This window comes from Streptomyces sp. NPDC111606, from assembly GCF_055656945.1.
Genome location: NZ_JBVKBY010000003.1, coordinates 364139 through 381205, shown reverse-complemented (window position 1 = coordinate 381205; position 17067 = coordinate 364139). Strand labels below are relative to the sequence as shown.

Genomic DNA, 17067 nt, shown 5'->3' with positions numbered 1-17067 from the left:
CTCAGGTGTGCGGCACGCTCACCGCTGTCGCCACCAGCCCCCGCCGGACCGTCCACCGGCCCTCGAACCGGTCGACGGTCCGGTCGCCCACGAGCGGGCCCGGCACGAGGAGCCGGGCGCGGAACCCTCCGCTGTGCTGCTCACCGGCGTCGGCGAAGAAGTCGAGGTCGGCCTCGGTGAAGTCCAGCCACTTCGCGGTGAGCGGGAACCACGCCTTGTAGACGGACTCCTTGGCGCTGAAGAGCAGCCGGTCCCAGTGGATGCCGGGACGGTCGTCGGCCAGGCGGCGCAGCCGGTCCACCTCTGCGGGCAGGGCGACGGCTGGCAGGACGCCCTCCGGGAGCGGCTGGTGAGGTTCGGCGTCGATGCCGAGGGAGGCCAGTTCGGTGGCGCGGGCCAGCGCGGCGGCGCCGTAGCCCTCGCAGTGGGTCATGCTGCCGATCAGTCCGGCCGGCCAGCCCGGGGCGCCGCGCTCGCCGGGCAGGATCGGCTGGGCGGGCACGCCGAGCTTCTCCATGGCGCTGCGCGCGCAGGAGCGTACGACGGCGAACTCCCGGCGGCGCTTGAAGACCGCCTTCGCCACGACCGCCTCCTCCTCGGGGTACAGAACCGTGTGCGCGGGCTCCTCGTCGCCGTACGCCTCGACGGTGGCCACCGAGGCCGGCAGCAGTTCCTCGATCAACGGGCCCGGTCCTCCTTGGGCAGAATCGTGCGCAGCCGTCCCGGCGGGTCCGGTCGCTTGCGCCACTCGCGGGGGTATCCCACCGACACCTCCTCGAAGCGGACGCCCTCGTGCCAGGTGGTCCGCGGGATGTGGAGGTGCCCGTAGACCATCGTCTCGACCCGGAACCTGCGGTGCCAGTCCGCGGTCCGCCGGGTGCCGCACCACATGGCGAACTCGGGGTACCACAGCACGTCCGTGGGATGCCGGTCCAGCGGGTAGTGGTTGACGAGGACGGTGGGCAGGTCCTCGGGCAGTGCGGCGAGCCTGCGCTCGGTCTCGGCGACCCTGGCCTCGCACCAGGCCTCGCGCGACGGGTAGGGGTCGGGGTGCAGCAGGTACTCGTCGTTGCACACGACCCCGGTCCCGTGCGCGTACGCCAGCCCCTCCTCCTTGGTCGTGCAGCCGGAGGGCAGGAAGGAGTAGTCGTACAGCAGGAACAGCGGCGCGACGGCGACCGGGCCGCCGGGGCCGTCCCAGATGGGGTACGGGTCCTCGGGGGTCGTCACGCCGAGCTCGCGGCACAGGTCGACCAGGCGCTCGTAGCGGGCGACGCCGCGCAGGGTGACGGAGTCCTTGGGGTGGGTCCACAGTTCGTGGTTGCCGGGGGCCCAGACGACCTTGCGGAAGCGGCCGGCGAGGGTCTTGAGCGCCCAGCCGATGTCGGCCACGGTCTCGGCCACGTCGCCGGCGACGAGCAGCCAGTCGTCGTCGCTGCCGGGGCGCATCCGCTCGACGAGCGCGCGGTTCTCCTCGTACCCGATGTGCAGGTCACTGATGGCCAGCAGCTGTCCGGCACCGCCGGCCGTCGACGTCACCCCTCGCCCCTTTCGATCACACGAATGACCTTACGAGAACACAGGCCGCGTTCGGGGCACAAGGCCGGATCACGTCGTCGCGTCGCAGGGCGCCGGGCGGGCGGCCGGGGCGGGGTGACCGGGACGGTCAGGAACCGTCCGCAATTCCGTAACACGTACGTTGCACGCGGCACCCCTTGAAAGCCGTATGATCGCCGCAACACCACCGCCATGAACGTCCCTTCGCACGGGGCGGTTTGGTGTCCCTCCAACCACCCTGCCCGGGCACGGGCCTGCTTCGCCCTGCCCGCGAACCCGAAAGGACGGCCCTGCATGGTCTCTCGCGTACGCGTCTGGCTCAACCGCACGTACGCGGAGAACGTGTTCTTCATGGATCAGCTGCGACGAAATCCCAGCGATCGGGCCGTTGAGATCCATGCGACGCACGGGGACGCCGACTCCCCCGTGCTGGCCGCCGCCGACACCGCCGAGCTGGAGCCCGAGGGCCTGTCCCCGGCCGGGTACGTCGAGTACGCCCTCGCCCAGTGCCGGCGCCGCGGCATCGACGTGTTCGTGCCCCGGCTGCACCAGTCGGCGATCGTGGCCCACCGGGCGGACTTCGAGGCGGTCGGTACGGCGCTGCTGGCGCCACCGCCCGAGGCCGTCGCGGTGTTCCACGACAAGGTGATCGCGTACGAGGCCGTGCAGACGGTCGGGGTGCCGGTGCCGCCGTGGTGGCGGGTACGCAACGCCGACGAACTGCTCGCCGCTGTCGAGGAGTTGGAGGCTGCCGGGCACAAGGCCTGCTTCAAGCCGGCGTCCGGTGCGGGCGGCGTGGGCTTCCGCGTCATCACCCGCGCCCCCTTCTCGCTCATGCACCTCAACGGGTTCCCGACGCCGTATGTGCAACTGGATCTGGTGCTGGACGCGTTGCGGCGCAGCGACGAGCCGGTGGACTGGCTGGTGATGCCGCGCCTCGAGCAGCCGGAGGTGTCGGTGGACTGCCTCACCGGTCCGGACAACCGGGTGCGGCTGGCGATCGGCCGGATCAAGAACGGCCGCCGTCGCGGGTTCACCGTGCAGGAGCCGTGGCTGGAGCCGGCGCGGCTGATCGCGGAGGGGTTCGGGCTGCACTATCTGTCCAACATCCAGTTCCGGATGTTCGGGGACACGCCGGTGCTGATGGACGTCAACACGCGGCCGGCCGGCGGACTGCACCAACTGTCGCTGTGCGGCGTCAACGTGCCGTGGCTGGCCGTTCAGCTGGCGCTGGGCGACGACCCGGGCGAGGTGGTTCCGCCGTTCCTCGGGCAGGACTACACGGTGGTGTCCGGGCCGCGGCCGCTGCGCCCGGTGTCCATTCCGCAGCAGCGCTCGGAGATCGAGGAGCCGCTGCTGCCGGCGGTGCCCGCGCCGGCGTCGGTCGACTCCGTCGGTAGCGGTGCGGCTCAGGTTCTGCCGCTCTAGGTCGCCCGCCTCAAGTTGCCCGCCGAACGAACCCGATGACGGAGTTCGAAAAAGTTTTCCCGGCAGGGTGTATCACGGCGCCGACCGCGCGCTCATAAGAGTGAAAGGCAACGGGGGAACCGGGGAACACGGGGGATCCACGGGGGGACGCACCACCACGGGGGAAGTACGGGGGCTTCGGGCCGGCCGGCGCTGTCACGGGGGCAGCGGCCGGGCGGCCCGAAGGCGTTTCTCGGCTCAGAAGCGGCCCGAGCCCCGGTACAGCTCCAACTCCCCGTCCAGCTCCACGGCGAGCACCGTGGCATACGGGTCGAGGTCGGCCGCGGTGGGCGGCTCGATCCACAGCACGCCCGGCGTCTCATGGAGGCCGCCGGTGATGCGGTGGGCCAGTTCCGTGCCGCTGCCGACGACCGTGACCCGGCGTACCGAACCGAGCAGCCCGCGTACGTTGATCTCGGCGCGCGGGGCGTCGAAGAGGATCAGGTACAGGGTGCGGCGGTCCTCGGACAGGGTGCTCGGGCCGTAGTGGTGACCGGCCGGGAGGCCGCGCCCGGTGCCGTGCACCGCCTCCGCGTGCCCCGCGATCCAGTCGCCGAGCCCCTCCAGCCGCTCGGCCTGTTCCGCCGGGATCGTGCCGTCCTCGCGGGGTCCGACGCTCAGGAGCAGGTTGCCGCCCGCGCCGATCGTCTCGGCGAAGTAGCGGATCAGCTGGTCGACCGACTTGTGGTTGTGGTCGTGGTGCTGGTGGCCCCAGGAGTCGTTGATCGTCAGGCACAGCTCCCACGGGCCCTCCGGCGGTACGACCGGGGCCCCCTGTTCCGGGGTCGCGTAGTCGCCCTCGCCGAGCATGCGGGCGTTGAACACGACGTCCGGCACCTCGGAGCGGATCAGCGCGGCGAGCTCGGGGATGCGCCACTGCTCCTCGCTGCGGTCCCACTCTCCGTCGAACCACATCAGGTCCGGCTTGTAGCGGGAGGTCAGCTCGCGGATCTGGCCGTCCCGGTAGGCCAGGAAGCGTTCCCAGGCGTCCAGGTCCTCATGTTCGGCGGCGACTTCGGAGTACCGGTTGTCCTCCAGCTCCGGTGGGCGGCCGGGCTTGCGCGTGGAGGCGTAGTCGGGGTGGCTCCAGTCCGAGTGCGAGTAGTAGAGCCCGACCTTGAGGCCCTGTTCGCGCAGGGCGTCCGCGTAGCCGCCGATCAGGTCGCGGCCCACGTTCAGGTCGCCGTGGGCCGTGTCCCACAGGGCCACGCCGTCGTGGTGGCGGCTGGTCAGGACGGCGTACTTGGCGCCCGCCCGCGCGAAGAGCTTCGCCCAGTCACGCGGGTCGTACCGGGAGGCGGTGAAGCGGTCGAACTGGGACATGTACCGGTCGTACGGGACGATGTCGTCGTAGAACGACCAGGACTCCTGCACGCCGTCGACGGCGTAGATGCCCCAGTGGACGAAGATCCCCAACTTGGCGTCGGTGAACCAGGGTTGCACGGGCACCCCGCTCAGCTCCCTTCCGCGCGCTGCAGGCGGAGCGTGAGGACCTGGAAGGGACGCAGGGCGACGGCGACCCCGCCGTCGCCGGTGACGTCCGCGTCCTGAAGCGGGCGCTCCAGCAGGTCGGTCACCTGGGCGCCCGCGAGCGGGAAACCGGGGCGCAGGACGCCGCTCGCGCGGCCGCCACGGGACTCGTAGAGGCGTACGACGACATCGCCGGACCGGTCGTCGGCCAGCTTGACCGCCTCGACGGTCACGCCGTCCCCGGCCACCGAGACGACGGGCTCGGGCGCGCCGGCCGCATCCGCCACCCGCAGGGGGAGGTTGAGGGCGTAGCCCTCGGCGACGGCGTCCTCGATGCTCGCGCCGGGGAGCAGGGCGTAGGTGAAGCGGTGCAGGCCCTGGTCGGCCTCGGGGTCCGGCACGCGCGGGGCGCGGACCAGGCTGAGGCTGACCCTGGTCGTCGTACCGCCGTCCTCGCGGACCGTGCGGGAGACGTCGTGGCCGTACGTCGAGTCGTTGATGACCGCGACGCCGTAGCCGGGCTCGGCGATGTGCACCCAGCGGTGGCCGGAAACCTCGAAGCGGGCCGCCTCCCAGCTGGTGTTGGTGTGGGTGGGCCGCTGGATGTGGCCGAACTGGATCTCGGCGGAGGAGTGCGGGGCCCGGATGTCCACCGGGAAGCCCGCCTTGAGGATCTTCTCGGCCTCGTGCCAGTCGATCTCGGTCTCGAAGTCGATACGGGGGCTGCCGGCCCGCAGGGTGATCGTCTGGGTGACCTTCGAGCCCTTGCCGAACGACCGCGTGACCCGGATCGCCCCGATCAGGGCGTCCTCCTCGACGACGGTGACCGCGTCCGCGTCCAGCAGATCCGTGTAGCGGTTCCTGTAGTGCTTGTCGATGTCCCAGGCGTCCCAGTAGTTCGGGAGGTCGGTGTGCAGACGCAGCAGGTTGCCCTTGTCGGCGAGGACTTCACGGCCGGCCCGCAGATCCCGCACGGAGGCGAGCGTGCCGTCCTGCGCCACCTCGACACGCACCAGGCCGTTGTCGAGGATCCGGCCCTCGACCTTCACCGGCTGTGCGGGCCCGGCGTCGGCGAGCGGTGCGCTGCCGCTCGCGGGCACCTCGGCGTACGCCGGTGCGCCCTCGGGTGTGCGGACGACCTCGGCCCGGTCGAAGGGGCTGGTGTTGAACACCCGCGTGCCGTCGGCACCGAGCGCCGCCACCGCCTCGGCGGTCAGCGCCTCCAGCTCCTCGGCCACCCGGGCGTATTCGGCCTCCGCCTCGCGGTGCACCCAGGCGATCGACGACCCCGGCAGGATGTCGTGGAACTGGTGCAGCAGCACCGTCTTCCACAGCCGGTCCAGCTTCTCGTACGGGTAGGAGTATCCCGGCGCGTGCAGCGCGGCCGTCGTCGCCCACAACTCGGCCTCACGCAGCCGGTGTTCACTGCGCCGGTTGCCCTGCTTGGTACGGGCCTGGGAGGTGTACGTCGCCCTGTGCAGCTCCAGGTAGAGCTCGCCGACCCACACCGGGGCGTCCGGGTACTCCTCGCGGGCCTTGGCGAAGAACTCGTCGGGGTGTTCCACGACGACCTTCGGGGAGCCCTCCAGGTCCGCCAGCCTGCGCGCCCGCTCCATGATCTCGCGGGTGGGGCCGCCACCGCCGTCGCCCCAGCCGAAGGGCGCGAGCGAGCGCGTGCCGCCGCCCTTCTCCGAGTAGTTGCGGACGGCGCGGTCCATCTCCTCGCCGCTGAAGCGGGCGTTGTAGGTGTCGACGGGCGGGAAGTGCGTGAAGATGCGGGTGCCGTCGATGCCCTCCCACCAGAAGGTGTGGTGGGGGAACTTGTTGGTCTGGTTCCAGGAGATCTTCTGGGTCAGGAACCAGTCGTTGCCGGCGAGCTTGGCGAGCTGCGGGTAGGCGGCGGTGTAGCCGAAGGAGTCCGGCAGCCAGACGCCCTTGGTCTCTACGCCGAAGTGCTCGATGAAGAACCGCTTGCCGTGGATGAGCTGGCGGGCGATGGCCTCGCCGCCGGGCAGGTTGCCGTCGGCCTCGACCCACATGCCGCCGACCGGCGCCCACTGGCCCTTCTTGACGGACTCCTGGATGCGGGCCCAGACGTGCGGATAGTTGTCGCGCACCCACTCGTACTGCTGGGCCTGCGAGCAGGCGAAGATGAAGTCGTCGTACTCGTCGGCCAGGGACGTGACGTTCGAGAAGGTGCGGGACGTCTTGCGCTTGGTCTCGCGGATGGGCCACAGCCACGCGGAGTCGATGTGTGCGTGACCGACGCCGGAGACGGTGTGCGCGCTGGCGTGCGCGGGGCGGGCCAGGACGGGCGCGAGTACCTCGCGCACTGCCGTGGCGCTCCCGGAGATGTCGTCCAGGTCGAGGACGTCCATGGCCCGGTCGAGGGCGTGCATGATCTCGTGGCGGCGCGGCTCGTGCTCGCCGAGGTGGACCATGAGCTCGCGCAGCACCTGGAGGTCGAGGTCCAGGTGCCAGACCTCCTCGTCCAGGACGGCGATGTCGGCGCGCTGGAAGGTGTAAAGGGGCTTGTTGCCGGCCGTGAGGACGTCACCGAGCGGGGTGGGGGCGGCGAAGTCGTTGGCGAGGATGTCCGGGTTGGAGGCGGCCTCGACCAGGTAGTCGATCTCCTCGCCGCCCGAGACGGGGTTGCCGATGGGCACGTACTGGTTGAGCGGGTTGACCGCCTTCAGGGGCCTGCCGTCGGGCAGGTGGACCAGGGCCTCGGCCTGGTTGCCGGGCCAGTCCCCCACGAAGCCGAGGTCGATGACCGCCTCGACGCGCCGCCCGGCCCACTCGGCGGGCACCCGGCCGCGCATCCGGAACCAGGTCGTGCCCCAGGGCGGGCCCCACGGGGTGTCCATCGCGAAGGGCGTGTACCGGGCGGCCGCGGCCTCCTCGAAGGAGACCGGCTCCCCCGGCACGTGCCAGGCCTCGACCTCGAAGGGGACGGTGGCCGAGTAGACCGCGGGCTTGATGCGCTGGTTGTGGACGCGCTCGACGCGTTCCTCGATCCGGCGGCGTTCGTCGTGCATCAGGGTCTCCAGGGAGGGAGAGAACGGAGGTGGGAAGCGAGGGGACCGGGTGGAGGCCGGTGGGGCGAGGGGAGGAAGCGCTTTCTGGGGCGGGCGCTACTTAAGGTACGCGAGGCCGGGATGCACCCCGGCGTAGCCCTCGACCAGTCTGCGGGCGACGCCCACGGAGTCGACCAGCGGGTGCAGCGCGAAGGCCTTCACCGCCGTCGTACGGGAGCCGGACTCGGCGGCGGCGAGCACCTCCCGCTCGACCGCCTTGACCGAGCAGACGAGGCCGGTGGCGTGGTCGGGCAGCGGGGCGACGGCGACCGGGTGGGCGCCGTTGGCGTCGACGAGGCAGGGCACCTCGATGACGGCGTCGGAGTCGAGCACCGACAGGGTGTTCTGGTTGCGGACGTTGAGGATCAGGGTCGTGCGCTCGTCGCGGGCGATGGCCCGCATCAGCGCGAGCGCCACCTTCTCGTACCCGCCGGAGAGGTCGTCGGCGTCGCGCTCGCCGGCGCCGGCCGTCTCCCGGTTCTCGGACATGTAGGTGGCCTCGCGCTCGGCGCGGGTGCGGTCCCAGGCCTGAAGCGCGGAGACGTCCGGGTCGCGCATCTGCTCGTAGAAACCGGCCTGCTGGTCGCGCAGGAAGGCGCCGCGGGTCTTGTCGGCCTGCTGGTAGGCACGGACGGCCTCGCGGTTGAAGTAGTAGTAGTGCAGGTATTCGTTCGGGACGGCGCCCAGCGACCGGAGCCAGTCGACACCGAAGAGCTTGCCCTCCTCGAAGGAGCCGAGCAGGTCGGGGTCGGCGAGCAGGCGCGGCAGTTCGTCGCGGCCGGCGACGCGCAGGCCGCGCACCCAGCCGAGGTGGTTGAGGCCGACGTAGTCGATCCACGCCTCGCCGGGGTTCTTCACGCCGAGCACCCGGGCGATACGGCGGCCGAGGCCGACCGGCGAGTCGCAGATGCCGATGACGCGGTCGCCGAGGTGGCGGGACATGGCCTCGGTGACCAGTCCGGCGGGGTTGGTGAAGTTGATGACCCAGGCGTCCGGCGCCAGGCGGGCCACCCGCCGGGCGATGTCCACGGCGACCGGGACGGTCCGCAGGCCGTAGGCGATGCCGCCCGCGCCGACCGTCTCCTGGCCGAGGACGCCCTCGGCCAGGGCGACCCGCTCGTCGTTCGCCCGGCCTTCGAGGCCGCCGACGCGGATCGCCGAGAAGACGAAGTCGGCGCCACGCAAGGCCTCGTCGAGGTCGGTGGTGGCGCTCACCTCGGGCGCGTCGGGCACCCCGGCGGCCTGCTCGGCGAGCACGCGGGTCACGGCGTCCAGACGGCCGGCGTCCAGGTCGTGCAGCACGACCCGGGTGACCCGGCCCTCCGCGCGGTCCGTCAGGAGCGCCCCGTACACGAGCGGCACGCGGAATCCGCCGCCGCCCAGAATCGTCAGCTTCACGCCTGCACCTTTCCTGCCACGAGCACCTTGACGCCGGCCTCCTCCAGGGCGGAGCGGGTCGCCGTGTTCACGGGAGCGTTCGTCACCACCATGTCCAGGTCCTCGGGACCGCATACCTTCGCCATGCCCGTCCCCGGGAACTTCGCCGCGTCGGCGAGCAGGACGACCTTGTCGCCGGCCCTGATCATGGCTCGCTTGACCGGCACCTCGACGACCGTGGTGTCCATGACCTGCCCGCCGGGCCGCACCCCGCTGGTGCCGAGGAACAGCCAGTCGGCGTGCAGCTGGCGCAGGTTGTCCTCGGTGAGGAAACCGACCAGGGAGCGGTACTCGCGGCGGACCATGCCGCCGAGCAGCACCAGCTCGATGCCCTCGTCGTCGGCGAGCTCCTCGTAGACCACCAGGTTGCTGGTGATCACGGTGAGGCGGCGGCCGTGCAGCTGGCGGGCCAGCCGGAAGGCGGTGGTGCCGATGTCGAGCAGCACCGACTGACCATCTTCGATCATCGCGGCTGCGTGCGCGGCTATGGCGTCCTTCTCGGGCACGCGCATCTCGGCGACCTCGGCGAAGGGCTGGTCGCCCTCCTCCACGACCGCGCCGCCGTGCACCCGCGTGAGCAGGCCGTCCTCCTCGAGTTTGACCAGGTCACGCCGGATCGTGGCGGGGCTCACACCCAGCCGCTCGGAGAGATCGGTCACGGCCGCGGGGCCGCCGGAGCGCAGGGCCCGCAGGATGAGTTGGTGTCGTCGTTCTGCCAGCACGACGTGAACACTACTCGTCATCTTCAATCATCGCCATGCTCATTTCTGCTCGGGTATTGACCAATCCCGCGGAGCGGCGCACGATTCCGCTCACCGAAATGAAGAGTTTTGACGAGCTCTCCCCCACGGGAGTCCCCGGACGAGAGCCCGAGCGAGAGGACTTTTCCGTGGACGACGACCGGCCCGATGTGCTGCTGACCGGGCTGCTCTTCTACGACCTCGTCCTCACGGGGCTCGCAAAGCCGCCGACACCGGGCGAGGAGATCTGGACCGGCGGCATGGGCTGCGGCCCCGGCGGCATCGCCAACCTGGCGGTGGCCGCCGCCCGCTTCGGCCTGCGCACCTCGCTGGCCACGGTGTTCGGCGACGACCTCTACGGCGAGTACTGCCGGGACGTCCTGTGCGACCAGGAGGACATCGACCTCTCGCTCTCCCGCACGGCGGACGGCTGGCCCACCCCCGTCACCGTCTCCCTGGCCTACGGCCACGACCGTGCCCTGGTCACCCACGGCCAGGAACCCCCGTACTCGCAGGACGCGCTGATGGGCGACCCGCCCGAGGCGCGCACCGCCCTCGTGCACATCGAGGCCGAACCCCGCGAGTGGCTCGCGAAGGCCGCCGCGAACGGCACCCGGATCTACGCCGACGTCGGCTGGGACCCGACCCAGCAGTGGTCCACCGCCCTCCTCGACCAGCTCTCCCTGTGCCACGCCTTCCTCCCCAACGAGACCGAGGCGATGGCCTACACCCGCACCGACACCGCCGTCGCGGCCCTCGGCACCCTCAGCGAGCTGGTGCCGGTGGCCGTGGTGACGCGTGGCGGGGACGGCGCCGTCGCCGTCGACCAGACGACCGGCGAGTACGCGGACGTGCCCGCCCTGGACATCGACGTCCTCGACGCGACGGGCGCGGGCGACGTGTTCGGGGCGAGTTTCGTCGCGGCCTCGCTGGGCGGCTGGCCGCTGGCGGAGCGGCTGAGGTTCGCCGTCCTGGCCGCCGGTCTTTCGGTCCGGCGGCCCGGCGGTGCGCTGGCCGCCCCCGGCTGGTACGGCGTCGACCGCTGGTGGCGCTCCCTGACCGATCCCGAACTGAAGCGGGCGTACGGCTTTCTGACGGACCGGCTCCCGGACGATCCGGGACCGCCCGTCGCCTACGCCCCCGTGACCCCTCCCGCACGGCAGAACTGACTTCCCCAAGCGAGCTCCCCCACGTGCTCTCCCCCACGTGCCCCTCTCATGCGAAGTCCCGAAAAGATCCGAAAGGCGGTGGGAGCTGTGCGGCTCTCACGAAGAGGCCTGCTCCGCGCGGGCCTGGCCGGTACGGCCGCCACGGCGCTCGGCGGCCTGGCGTCCGGCTGTGCCGTTCCGACCGGCTCATCCGGCCGGAACATGGTCCTGTGGTACTGGAGCGGCGGGCTGAGCGACACGGTCGTGAAGAACGCCAAGGCGCGTTACGACAGCGCCGTGGACCTCGACGCCATCCAGATCGGCGGCTACTACCGGTCGAAGCTGATCACCACGATGGCGGGCAACGCCCACATCCCCGACATCGCGGGGCTCAAGGGCGAGGACATGGCGTCCTACCTGCCGAACTCCGACCAGTTCGTGGACCTCAGGACGCTCGGCGCCGACAAGCTCAAAAGCCGGTACCTGGACTGGAAATGGCAGCAGGGCGTGGCCCCGGACGGCAGCCTCGTCGGCTTCCCGATCGACGTCGGCCCGGTCGTGCACTACTACCAGCCCGCCGTCTTCGAGAAGGCCGGGCTGGCCCACGAACCCGAGGACGTGTCCCGGGAACTGGACACCTGGGAGAAGTTCTTCGCGGCCGGCGAGCAGTTGAAGAAGCGGATACCCGGGACGTACATCCTGACCGACGTCGGCAGCGTCTTCGAGATGTCGATCGGCCAGAGCACCACCCGGTTCGTCGACGAGGACCGCAACTTCATCGGTGACGGCACCAACGTCCGCACCTGCTGGGAGCGGGCCGTTGAGGCCAAGCGGCGTGGGATCGTCTCGAACATCGTGACGGGCACGCCCGACTCGATCTCGGCGACCGAGAAGGGCAAGCTGCCGAGCCAGCTCAACGCCTCCTGGGCGGCCGGTGACCTCAAGCTCGCCTATCCGAAGACCAAGGGCAACTGGCGGGTGGCGGGCTGTCCCGGCGGTCCCTCGAACGTCGGCGGCTCCTTCCTCGCGATCACGAAGGCGTGCCGGGAGCCCGAGCGGGCCTTCGAGATCATCACCTGGATGCTCGACGCGGACAACCAGGCCCAGGGCTTCGTCGAGGCCGGCCTGTTCCCCTCGACCCCCGCGTCGTACGAGATGAAGAAGCTGCGCGAGCCGGACCCGTTCTTCGGCGACCAGATCACCATGGACGTCTTCGGACCGGCCGCGGAGAAGATCCCGGTCGCCTTCAACAGCCCCTACGACGTCGCCCTCGGGCAGCCGATCAGGGACGAGATCAAGAACGTCGGCGTCCTCGGCAAGGATCCGAAGAAGGCCTGGGAGGACGCCATGAGCAAGTGCCGGCGTATCGCCAAGCACCTGGGGGTGAGCATCTGATGGCCGTCATCGAGCAGACCCCGCCCGCCGTGAACCGGCCGCAGCCCTCCACGGCGCAGCCGAAGAAGGGCCTGCGCAAGCACTGGCACCTCTACGCCGCGATCTCCCCGTTCTACCTCCTCTTCCTCGCCCTCGGCCTGATCCCCGTCGGCTTCTCGCTCTACCTCTCCTTCCACCGCTGGGACGGCCTCGGCTCGATGGAGTGGGCCGGGCTGACGCAGTACCAGTACCTGCTGAGCGACAGCGACTTCTGGCAGTCGATCGGGAACACGATCGTCATCTGGGCGCTGGCCACCTTCCCCATGATCTTCCTGGCGATGGTGACGGCCGTGATGCTCAACTCGGCGGTCCGCTTCAAGAACGCCTACCGGTTCGCGTACTTCCTGCCGAACGTCACGTCCGTCGTCGCGATCGCGATCGTCTTCGGGTCGATCTTCTCCACCAACTTCGGCCTGGTGAACGCCCTGTTGCAGGCCGTGGGCCTGGACCAGGTGGCCTGGCTGAACACCCCGTGGGGCATCAAGGTCGCCATCGCCACGCTGATGACCTGGCAGTGGACCGGCTACAACGCGATCATCTTCCTCGCCGGTCTGCAGACCATCCCGAGCGATCTGTACGAGGCGGCGCGGATCGACGGTGCCGGTCCCGTGCAGACCTTCTTCCGGGTCACCCTGCCGCTGCTGCGGCCGACGCTGCTGTTCGTGCTCGTCGTCTCCACCGTCACCGGTCTGCAGAGCTTCTCCGAACCCCAGGTGCTGCTCCAGACCACGGCCAACGAGTCGACGTTCTCGGGCGGCCCGGACCACGCCGGCCGGACGATGGTCCTCTATTTCTTCCAGCAGACCTTCGACAACAACGACTTCGGGTACGGCGCCGCCGTGGCGTGGGGCATCTTCCTGGTCGTCGTCCTCTTCTCGATCATCAACTGGCGCCTGGTGCAGCGCCGGGGCGAACAGTAGGAAGGCCGCGACATGGCATCCATCAAGGGCTCCGGACGCCGGGGTATCGCGCTGCACACGTCCCTGATCATCGGTGTGCTGCTGTCGGCCTTCCCGTTCTACTGGGCCGTCATCATGTCGACGCACACCTCGTCGGAGATCTTCTCGTACCCGCCGAAGCTGCTGCCGGGCTCGCACTTCCTGGAGAACGTCCGCAGCCTGTTCGACACGATCGACTTCTTCGGATCGATGTGGAACTCGCTGCTGGTCGCGACGGTGGTGACGTTCCTGGTCCTGTTCTTCGACTCGCTCGCGGCCTTCGTCTTCGCCAAGTTCGACTTCCCGGGCAAGAACGTACTGTTCGCGCTGCTGATGCTGATCTTCATGGTGCCGGCCCAGATGTCGGCGATCCCGCAGTTCGTGATCATGGCGAAGATCGGCTGGATCGGCTCGATGACCGCGCTGATCGTGCCGGCCGCGGCCAACGCGTTCGGCATCTTCTGGATGCGCCAGTACATGAGGAGCGCCATCCACGACGAACTGCTCGACGCCTCCAAGCTGGACGGCGCGAACTTCCTGCGCCAGTACTGGCACGTCGCGCTCCCGGTCGTCCGCCCCGGGCTCGCCTTCCTCGGCATCTTCACCTTCATGGGCCAGTGGAACGACTACGCCTGGCCCCTGATCGCCCTGACCAACCCGGACAACGTCACCCTCCAGGTCGCGCTGTCCCAGCTCAACGGCACCCACGGCACCACCGACTACGGCATGGTGATGACCGGCGCGGTCCTAGCCCTCATCCCGCTGCTGATCGTCTTCGCGGTCGGCGCCCGCCAGATCATCGGCGACCTCGCGAAGGGGGCCGTCCGCGGATGAACGATCCGTCGGTCCTCGGCCCCTCGGCCGTCGATCCCCTGATCGCGCTGCGCCCCTGGGAGGCACCCGAGGTGACCTCCTGGGGGCGACTCCCCATGAACGCCGTCGACCGGCGCTCCGGAGTACTCCCCCTCGACGGCGACTGGCGCTTCCAGTTGCTGTCAGCTCCGGACGCGCCGGTCGGCGGTGCCTGGTCCTCGGCACATGTCCCGGGCGTCTGGACCCTCCAGGGCATGGACGACCTGCCCCAGTACACCAACGTCCGCATGCCGTTCGCCGAGTTCCCGCCCCACTCCCCGGCCGCCAACCCGACCGGTGTGTACGAGCGCGAGGTGGACGTCCCCGCAGAGTGGGCCGGGCGCCGGATCGTGCTCCGGGTCGGGGCCGCCGAAAGCGTGCTGCTGGTGCATGTGGACGGACGGCCGGTGGGCATCTCCAAGGACTCGCACCTGGCGGCAGAGTTCGATCTGACGGGACTGGTGCGCCCCGGCTCCCCCGCGACCGTGCGGCTCACGGTCGTCAAGTGGTCCGACGCCTCGCACATCGAGGACCAGGACCAGTGGTGGCACGGCGGGATCACCCGCTCGGTGCTGCTGTACGCGACGGACCCGCTGTATCTCGCGGACGTGACCGTGCGGGCCCACCACAGCGGTGAGCTGCGCGTCGACTGCCAGGTGCGGTGCGCGGGCGGCGCGCTGCCCGCGGGGTGGCACCTCACCGGCGAGCTGGACGGTCAACTCCTCGTACAGGACGGTGAGTTCGACCGCTTCAATGCCGAGGACGAACGGGTCTCCGACTTCCTCGGCGAGGCACGGCTGCAGACCACCGTGCCCGAGGTGCGCACCTGGAACGCGGAGATGCCCGAGCTGTACGACCTGACCATTCGCCTGCACCGCGCCGACGGCACGATCGCCGACACCTCCCGGCACCGGATCGGCTTCCGCGACGTCGAGATCGTCGGCCGGGATCTGCTGGTCAACGGAGAGCGGGTGTTCATCCGGGGCGTGAACCGGCACGACTTCCATCCGCTGACGGGGCGGACGGTGTCGTACGACGACATGCGCGCCGATCTCGTCCTGCTCAAGCGGTTCGGATTCAACGCGATCCGCACCGCCCACTACCCGAACGACCCGGCGCTGTACGACCTCGCCGACGAGCTCGGCTTCTACGTCGTCGACGAGGCGGACATCGAGTCCCACGACCACGCCCACGAGATCGCCGACGACCCGCGCTGTCTGAACGCCTTCGTGGACCGCGTCTCGCGCATGGTGCTGCGCGACAAGAACCACCCGTCGGTCATCATCTGGTCGCTGGGCAACGAGTCGGACTACGGCGCGAACCACGACGCGGCGGCGGGGTGGGTGCGCCGGCACGATCCGACGCGGCCGCTCCAGTACGAGGGGGCGGCCAAGCTCGACTGGGCCGCGACGGACGACGCCTCCGACATCGCCTGCCCCATGTACGCGCCGCTCGAGGACTGCGTCGCCCACGCCCTGTCCGGCCGCCAGACCAGGCCGCTCATCCAGTGCGAGTACTCGCACGCGATGGGCAACAGCAACGGCACGCTGGCCGACCACTGGGCCGCCATCGAGGCCACCCCAGGTCTTCAGGGCGGGTTCATCTGGGAGTTCTGGGACCACGGGATTCTGCAACGCGTGAGCGATGGCAGACCTGCCGGGCGCGCGGGCGCCGGGCTCTATGACAACGGTGTCGCCGCGCCCGGGTACCGCTGGGCGTACGGCGGTGACTTCGGCGAGTCCCTCCACGACGGCGCGTTCATCGCGGACGGCATGGTGTTTCCCGACCGCACGCCCAAGCCCGCGATGTACGAGCACCGGGAGATCGCGGCGCCGGTACGCATCGAGTGCTTCAGGCACGAGGGCATCGTGCTCGGCAACCACCAGCACTTCCGGGGCCTGGACTGGCTGGCCGGCGAGTGGCGGCTGGACCTGGCCGACGGCACGACGCTGACCGGACCGGCCGAGCTGCCGAACCTGCGCCCCGGCGAGACGGCCACCGTGCCGCTGCCCTTCGAGGTGCCGCACGACGGCGGCGAGGCCTGGCTGACGCTGCGCGTGACAGTGACCGAGGACCAGCCGTGGGCGCCGCGCGGCACCGAGGTGTGCGTGCCGCAGATCCGGCTGCGCGGGCCCGCCCTGGCCCCGGACGTGCCGGTGGACCGGCAGGTCGAGGTCGACGGCGAGGGACTCCTCCTCCATCCGCTGCTGACGGCGGCCCCCACGCTCTCCCTGTGGCGGGCGCCCACCGACAACGACGAGCTGGGCGGCATGGCCGGGCGCTGGCGCACCTGGGGGCTCGACGCGCTGGTGCGCAAGGTCGTGTCCGTCCGGCACAACGCGGGCCGGCTGACGGTGGAGGCCGAGTACGCGGGCACCACGGGTGTCGTACGGCACCGGCAGGTGCTCACGCCCGTCGAGGGCGGGGTCCGCGTCGACGAGGAGACCGAGCTGCCGGAGACGTTCGACGACGTGGCACGGGTCGGCACGGTCTTCGAGACGGCCGCGGGGCTCGACCTGCTGGAGTGGTTCGGGCAGGGCCCGTGGGAGTCGTATCCCGACCGCAGCGCGGGCGCGCCCGTCGGCCATCACCGCGTATCTGTCGACGAGTTGTTCACGCCCTATCTGCGTCCGCAGGAGAGCGGCGGCCGGCACGGCGTACGCAGGTTCACGCTGTCCGCGCCGGACGCCACCGGGTTCTCCGTCACGCTGGACGAACCCCGCCAGGTCTCCGTGACCCGCTACCGCGCCGAGGACCTCGCCTCCGCACGGCACCATGACGAGCTGGTCGCGCGGCCCGGCTGCGTGGTGCACATCGACGCCGCGCACCGGGGCCTGGGCACCGCCTCCTGCGGGCCCGACACCTCACCCTCGTATCTCGTCGCACCGGGCATCCATCGCTGGAGCTGGACCCTGCGCGTTCTGTGAACTCCCCCCACGCCCTTCGC

Annotated in this window: 12 protein-coding genes; 6 read left to right on the top strand and 6 right to left on the bottom strand. The window is 70.6% G+C overall.

Going from position 1 to position 17067, the window contains the following annotated elements:
* Position 1: 1 nt before the first annotated feature.
* Both ACZ7M7_RS13425 and ACZ7M7_RS13420 read right to left on the bottom strand, forming a co-directional pair.
* Complete coding sequence (locus tag ACZ7M7_RS13425) at positions 2-682, bottom strand: 4'-phosphopantetheinyl transferase family protein (protein ID WP_383622179.1); 681 nt, start codon at positions 680-682, stop codon at positions 2-4.
* Positions 679-1539 carry a metallophosphoesterase family protein gene (locus tag ACZ7M7_RS13420; RefSeq protein WP_472115851.1) on the bottom strand — a complete coding sequence of 287 codons (861 nt, stop codon included), beginning with the start codon at positions 1537-1539 and terminating at the stop codon, positions 679-681. Before ACZ7M7_RS13420 ends, ACZ7M7_RS13425 begins: the two co-directional genes overlap by 4 nt.
* A 312-nt stretch (positions 1540-1851) precedes the next feature.
* Between ACZ7M7_RS13420 and ACZ7M7_RS13415 the strand changes: the two genes are divergently transcribed.
* Positions 1852-2985, top strand: coding sequence for an ATP-grasp domain-containing protein (locus ACZ7M7_RS13415; RefSeq protein WP_472115848.1), 1134 nt, complete (start codon positions 1852-1854; stop codon positions 2983-2985).
* Positions 2986-3222: 237 nt separating this feature from the next.
* Here ACZ7M7_RS13415 and ACZ7M7_RS13410 read toward each other — a convergent pair whose 3' ends face one another.
* From ACZ7M7_RS13410 to ACZ7M7_RS13395, 4 genes are all read right to left on the bottom strand, one after another.
* The gene (locus tag ACZ7M7_RS13410) at positions 3223-4473 is read right to left on the bottom strand and encodes an alpha-L-fucosidase (RefSeq protein ID WP_383622184.1); all 1251 of its coding nucleotides are present in this window, start codon (positions 4471-4473) and stop codon (positions 3223-3225) included.
* Positions 4474-4478: 5 nt separating this feature from the next.
* Positions 4479-7532 carry an alpha-mannosidase gene (locus ACZ7M7_RS13405; RefSeq protein ID WP_472115845.1) on the bottom strand — a complete coding sequence of 1018 codons (3054 nt, stop codon included), beginning with the start codon at positions 7530-7532 and terminating at the stop codon, positions 4479-4481.
* A gap of 96 nt (positions 7533-7628) precedes the next feature.
* Complete coding sequence (locus ACZ7M7_RS13400) at positions 7629-8969, bottom strand: 6-phospho-beta-glucosidase (protein ID WP_472115843.1); 1341 nt, start codon at positions 8967-8969, stop codon at positions 7629-7631.
* Complete coding sequence (locus tag ACZ7M7_RS13395; RefSeq protein ID WP_369274655.1) at positions 8966-9730, bottom strand: DeoR/GlpR family DNA-binding transcription regulator; 765 nt, start codon at positions 9728-9730, stop codon at positions 8966-8968. The genes ACZ7M7_RS13400 and ACZ7M7_RS13395 overlap by 4 nt, the downstream gene beginning before the upstream one ends.
* A 167-nt stretch (positions 9731-9897) precedes the next feature.
* Here ACZ7M7_RS13395 and ACZ7M7_RS13390 point away from each other — a divergent pair, with 167 nt between their 5' ends.
* The 5 genes from ACZ7M7_RS13390 to ACZ7M7_RS13370 all read left to right on the top strand — a co-directional run bounded on the left by ACZ7M7_RS13390 (position 9898) and on the right by ACZ7M7_RS13370 (position 17047).
* On the top strand, positions 9898-10917 hold the full coding sequence (locus tag ACZ7M7_RS13390) for a carbohydrate kinase family protein (RefSeq protein WP_472115840.1): 1020 nt from the start codon (positions 9898-9900) through the stop codon (positions 10915-10917).
* Positions 10918-11004: 87 nt separating this feature from the next.
* On the top strand, positions 11005-12291 hold the full coding sequence (locus tag ACZ7M7_RS13385; protein ID WP_472115837.1) for an extracellular solute-binding protein: 1287 nt from the start codon (positions 11005-11007) through the stop codon (positions 12289-12291).
* On the top strand, positions 12291-13250 hold the full coding sequence (locus ACZ7M7_RS13380; protein WP_472115834.1) for a carbohydrate ABC transporter permease: 960 nt from the start codon (positions 12291-12293) through the stop codon (positions 13248-13250). The genes ACZ7M7_RS13385 and ACZ7M7_RS13380 overlap by 1 nt, the downstream gene beginning before the upstream one ends.
* A gap of 12 nt (positions 13251-13262) precedes the next feature.
* Complete coding sequence (locus tag ACZ7M7_RS13375) at positions 13263-14102, top strand: carbohydrate ABC transporter permease (RefSeq protein WP_472115831.1); 840 nt, start codon at positions 13263-13265, stop codon at positions 14100-14102.
* Positions 14099-17047, top strand: coding sequence for a glycoside hydrolase family 2 TIM barrel-domain containing protein (locus ACZ7M7_RS13370; protein WP_472115828.1), 2949 nt, complete (start codon positions 14099-14101; stop codon positions 17045-17047). The genes ACZ7M7_RS13375 and ACZ7M7_RS13370 overlap by 4 nt, the downstream gene beginning before the upstream one ends.
* Positions 17048-17067 lie beyond the last annotated feature (20 nt).

What these genes read in the sequence shown, in the direction of transcription:
- ACZ7M7_RS13405 (WP_472115845.1), bottom strand. Translation starts at nt 7,532, where the DNA reads ATGCACGACGAACGCCGCCGGATCGAGGAACGCGTCGAGCGCGTCCAC.
- ACZ7M7_RS13415 (WP_472115848.1), top strand. Translation starts at nt 1,852, where the DNA reads ATGGTCTCTCGCGTACGCGTCTGGCTCAACCGCACGTACGCGGAGAAC.
- ACZ7M7_RS13370 (WP_472115828.1), top strand. Translation starts at nt 14,099, where the DNA reads ATGAACGATCCGTCGGTCCTCGGCCCCTCGGCCGTCGATCCCCTGATC.
- ACZ7M7_RS13375 (WP_472115831.1), top strand. Translation starts at nt 13,263, where the DNA reads ATGGCATCCATCAAGGGCTCCGGACGCCGGGGTATCGCGCTGCACACG.
- ACZ7M7_RS13380 (WP_472115834.1), top strand. Translation starts at nt 12,291, where the DNA reads ATGGCCGTCATCGAGCAGACCCCGCCCGCCGTGAACCGGCCGCAGCCC.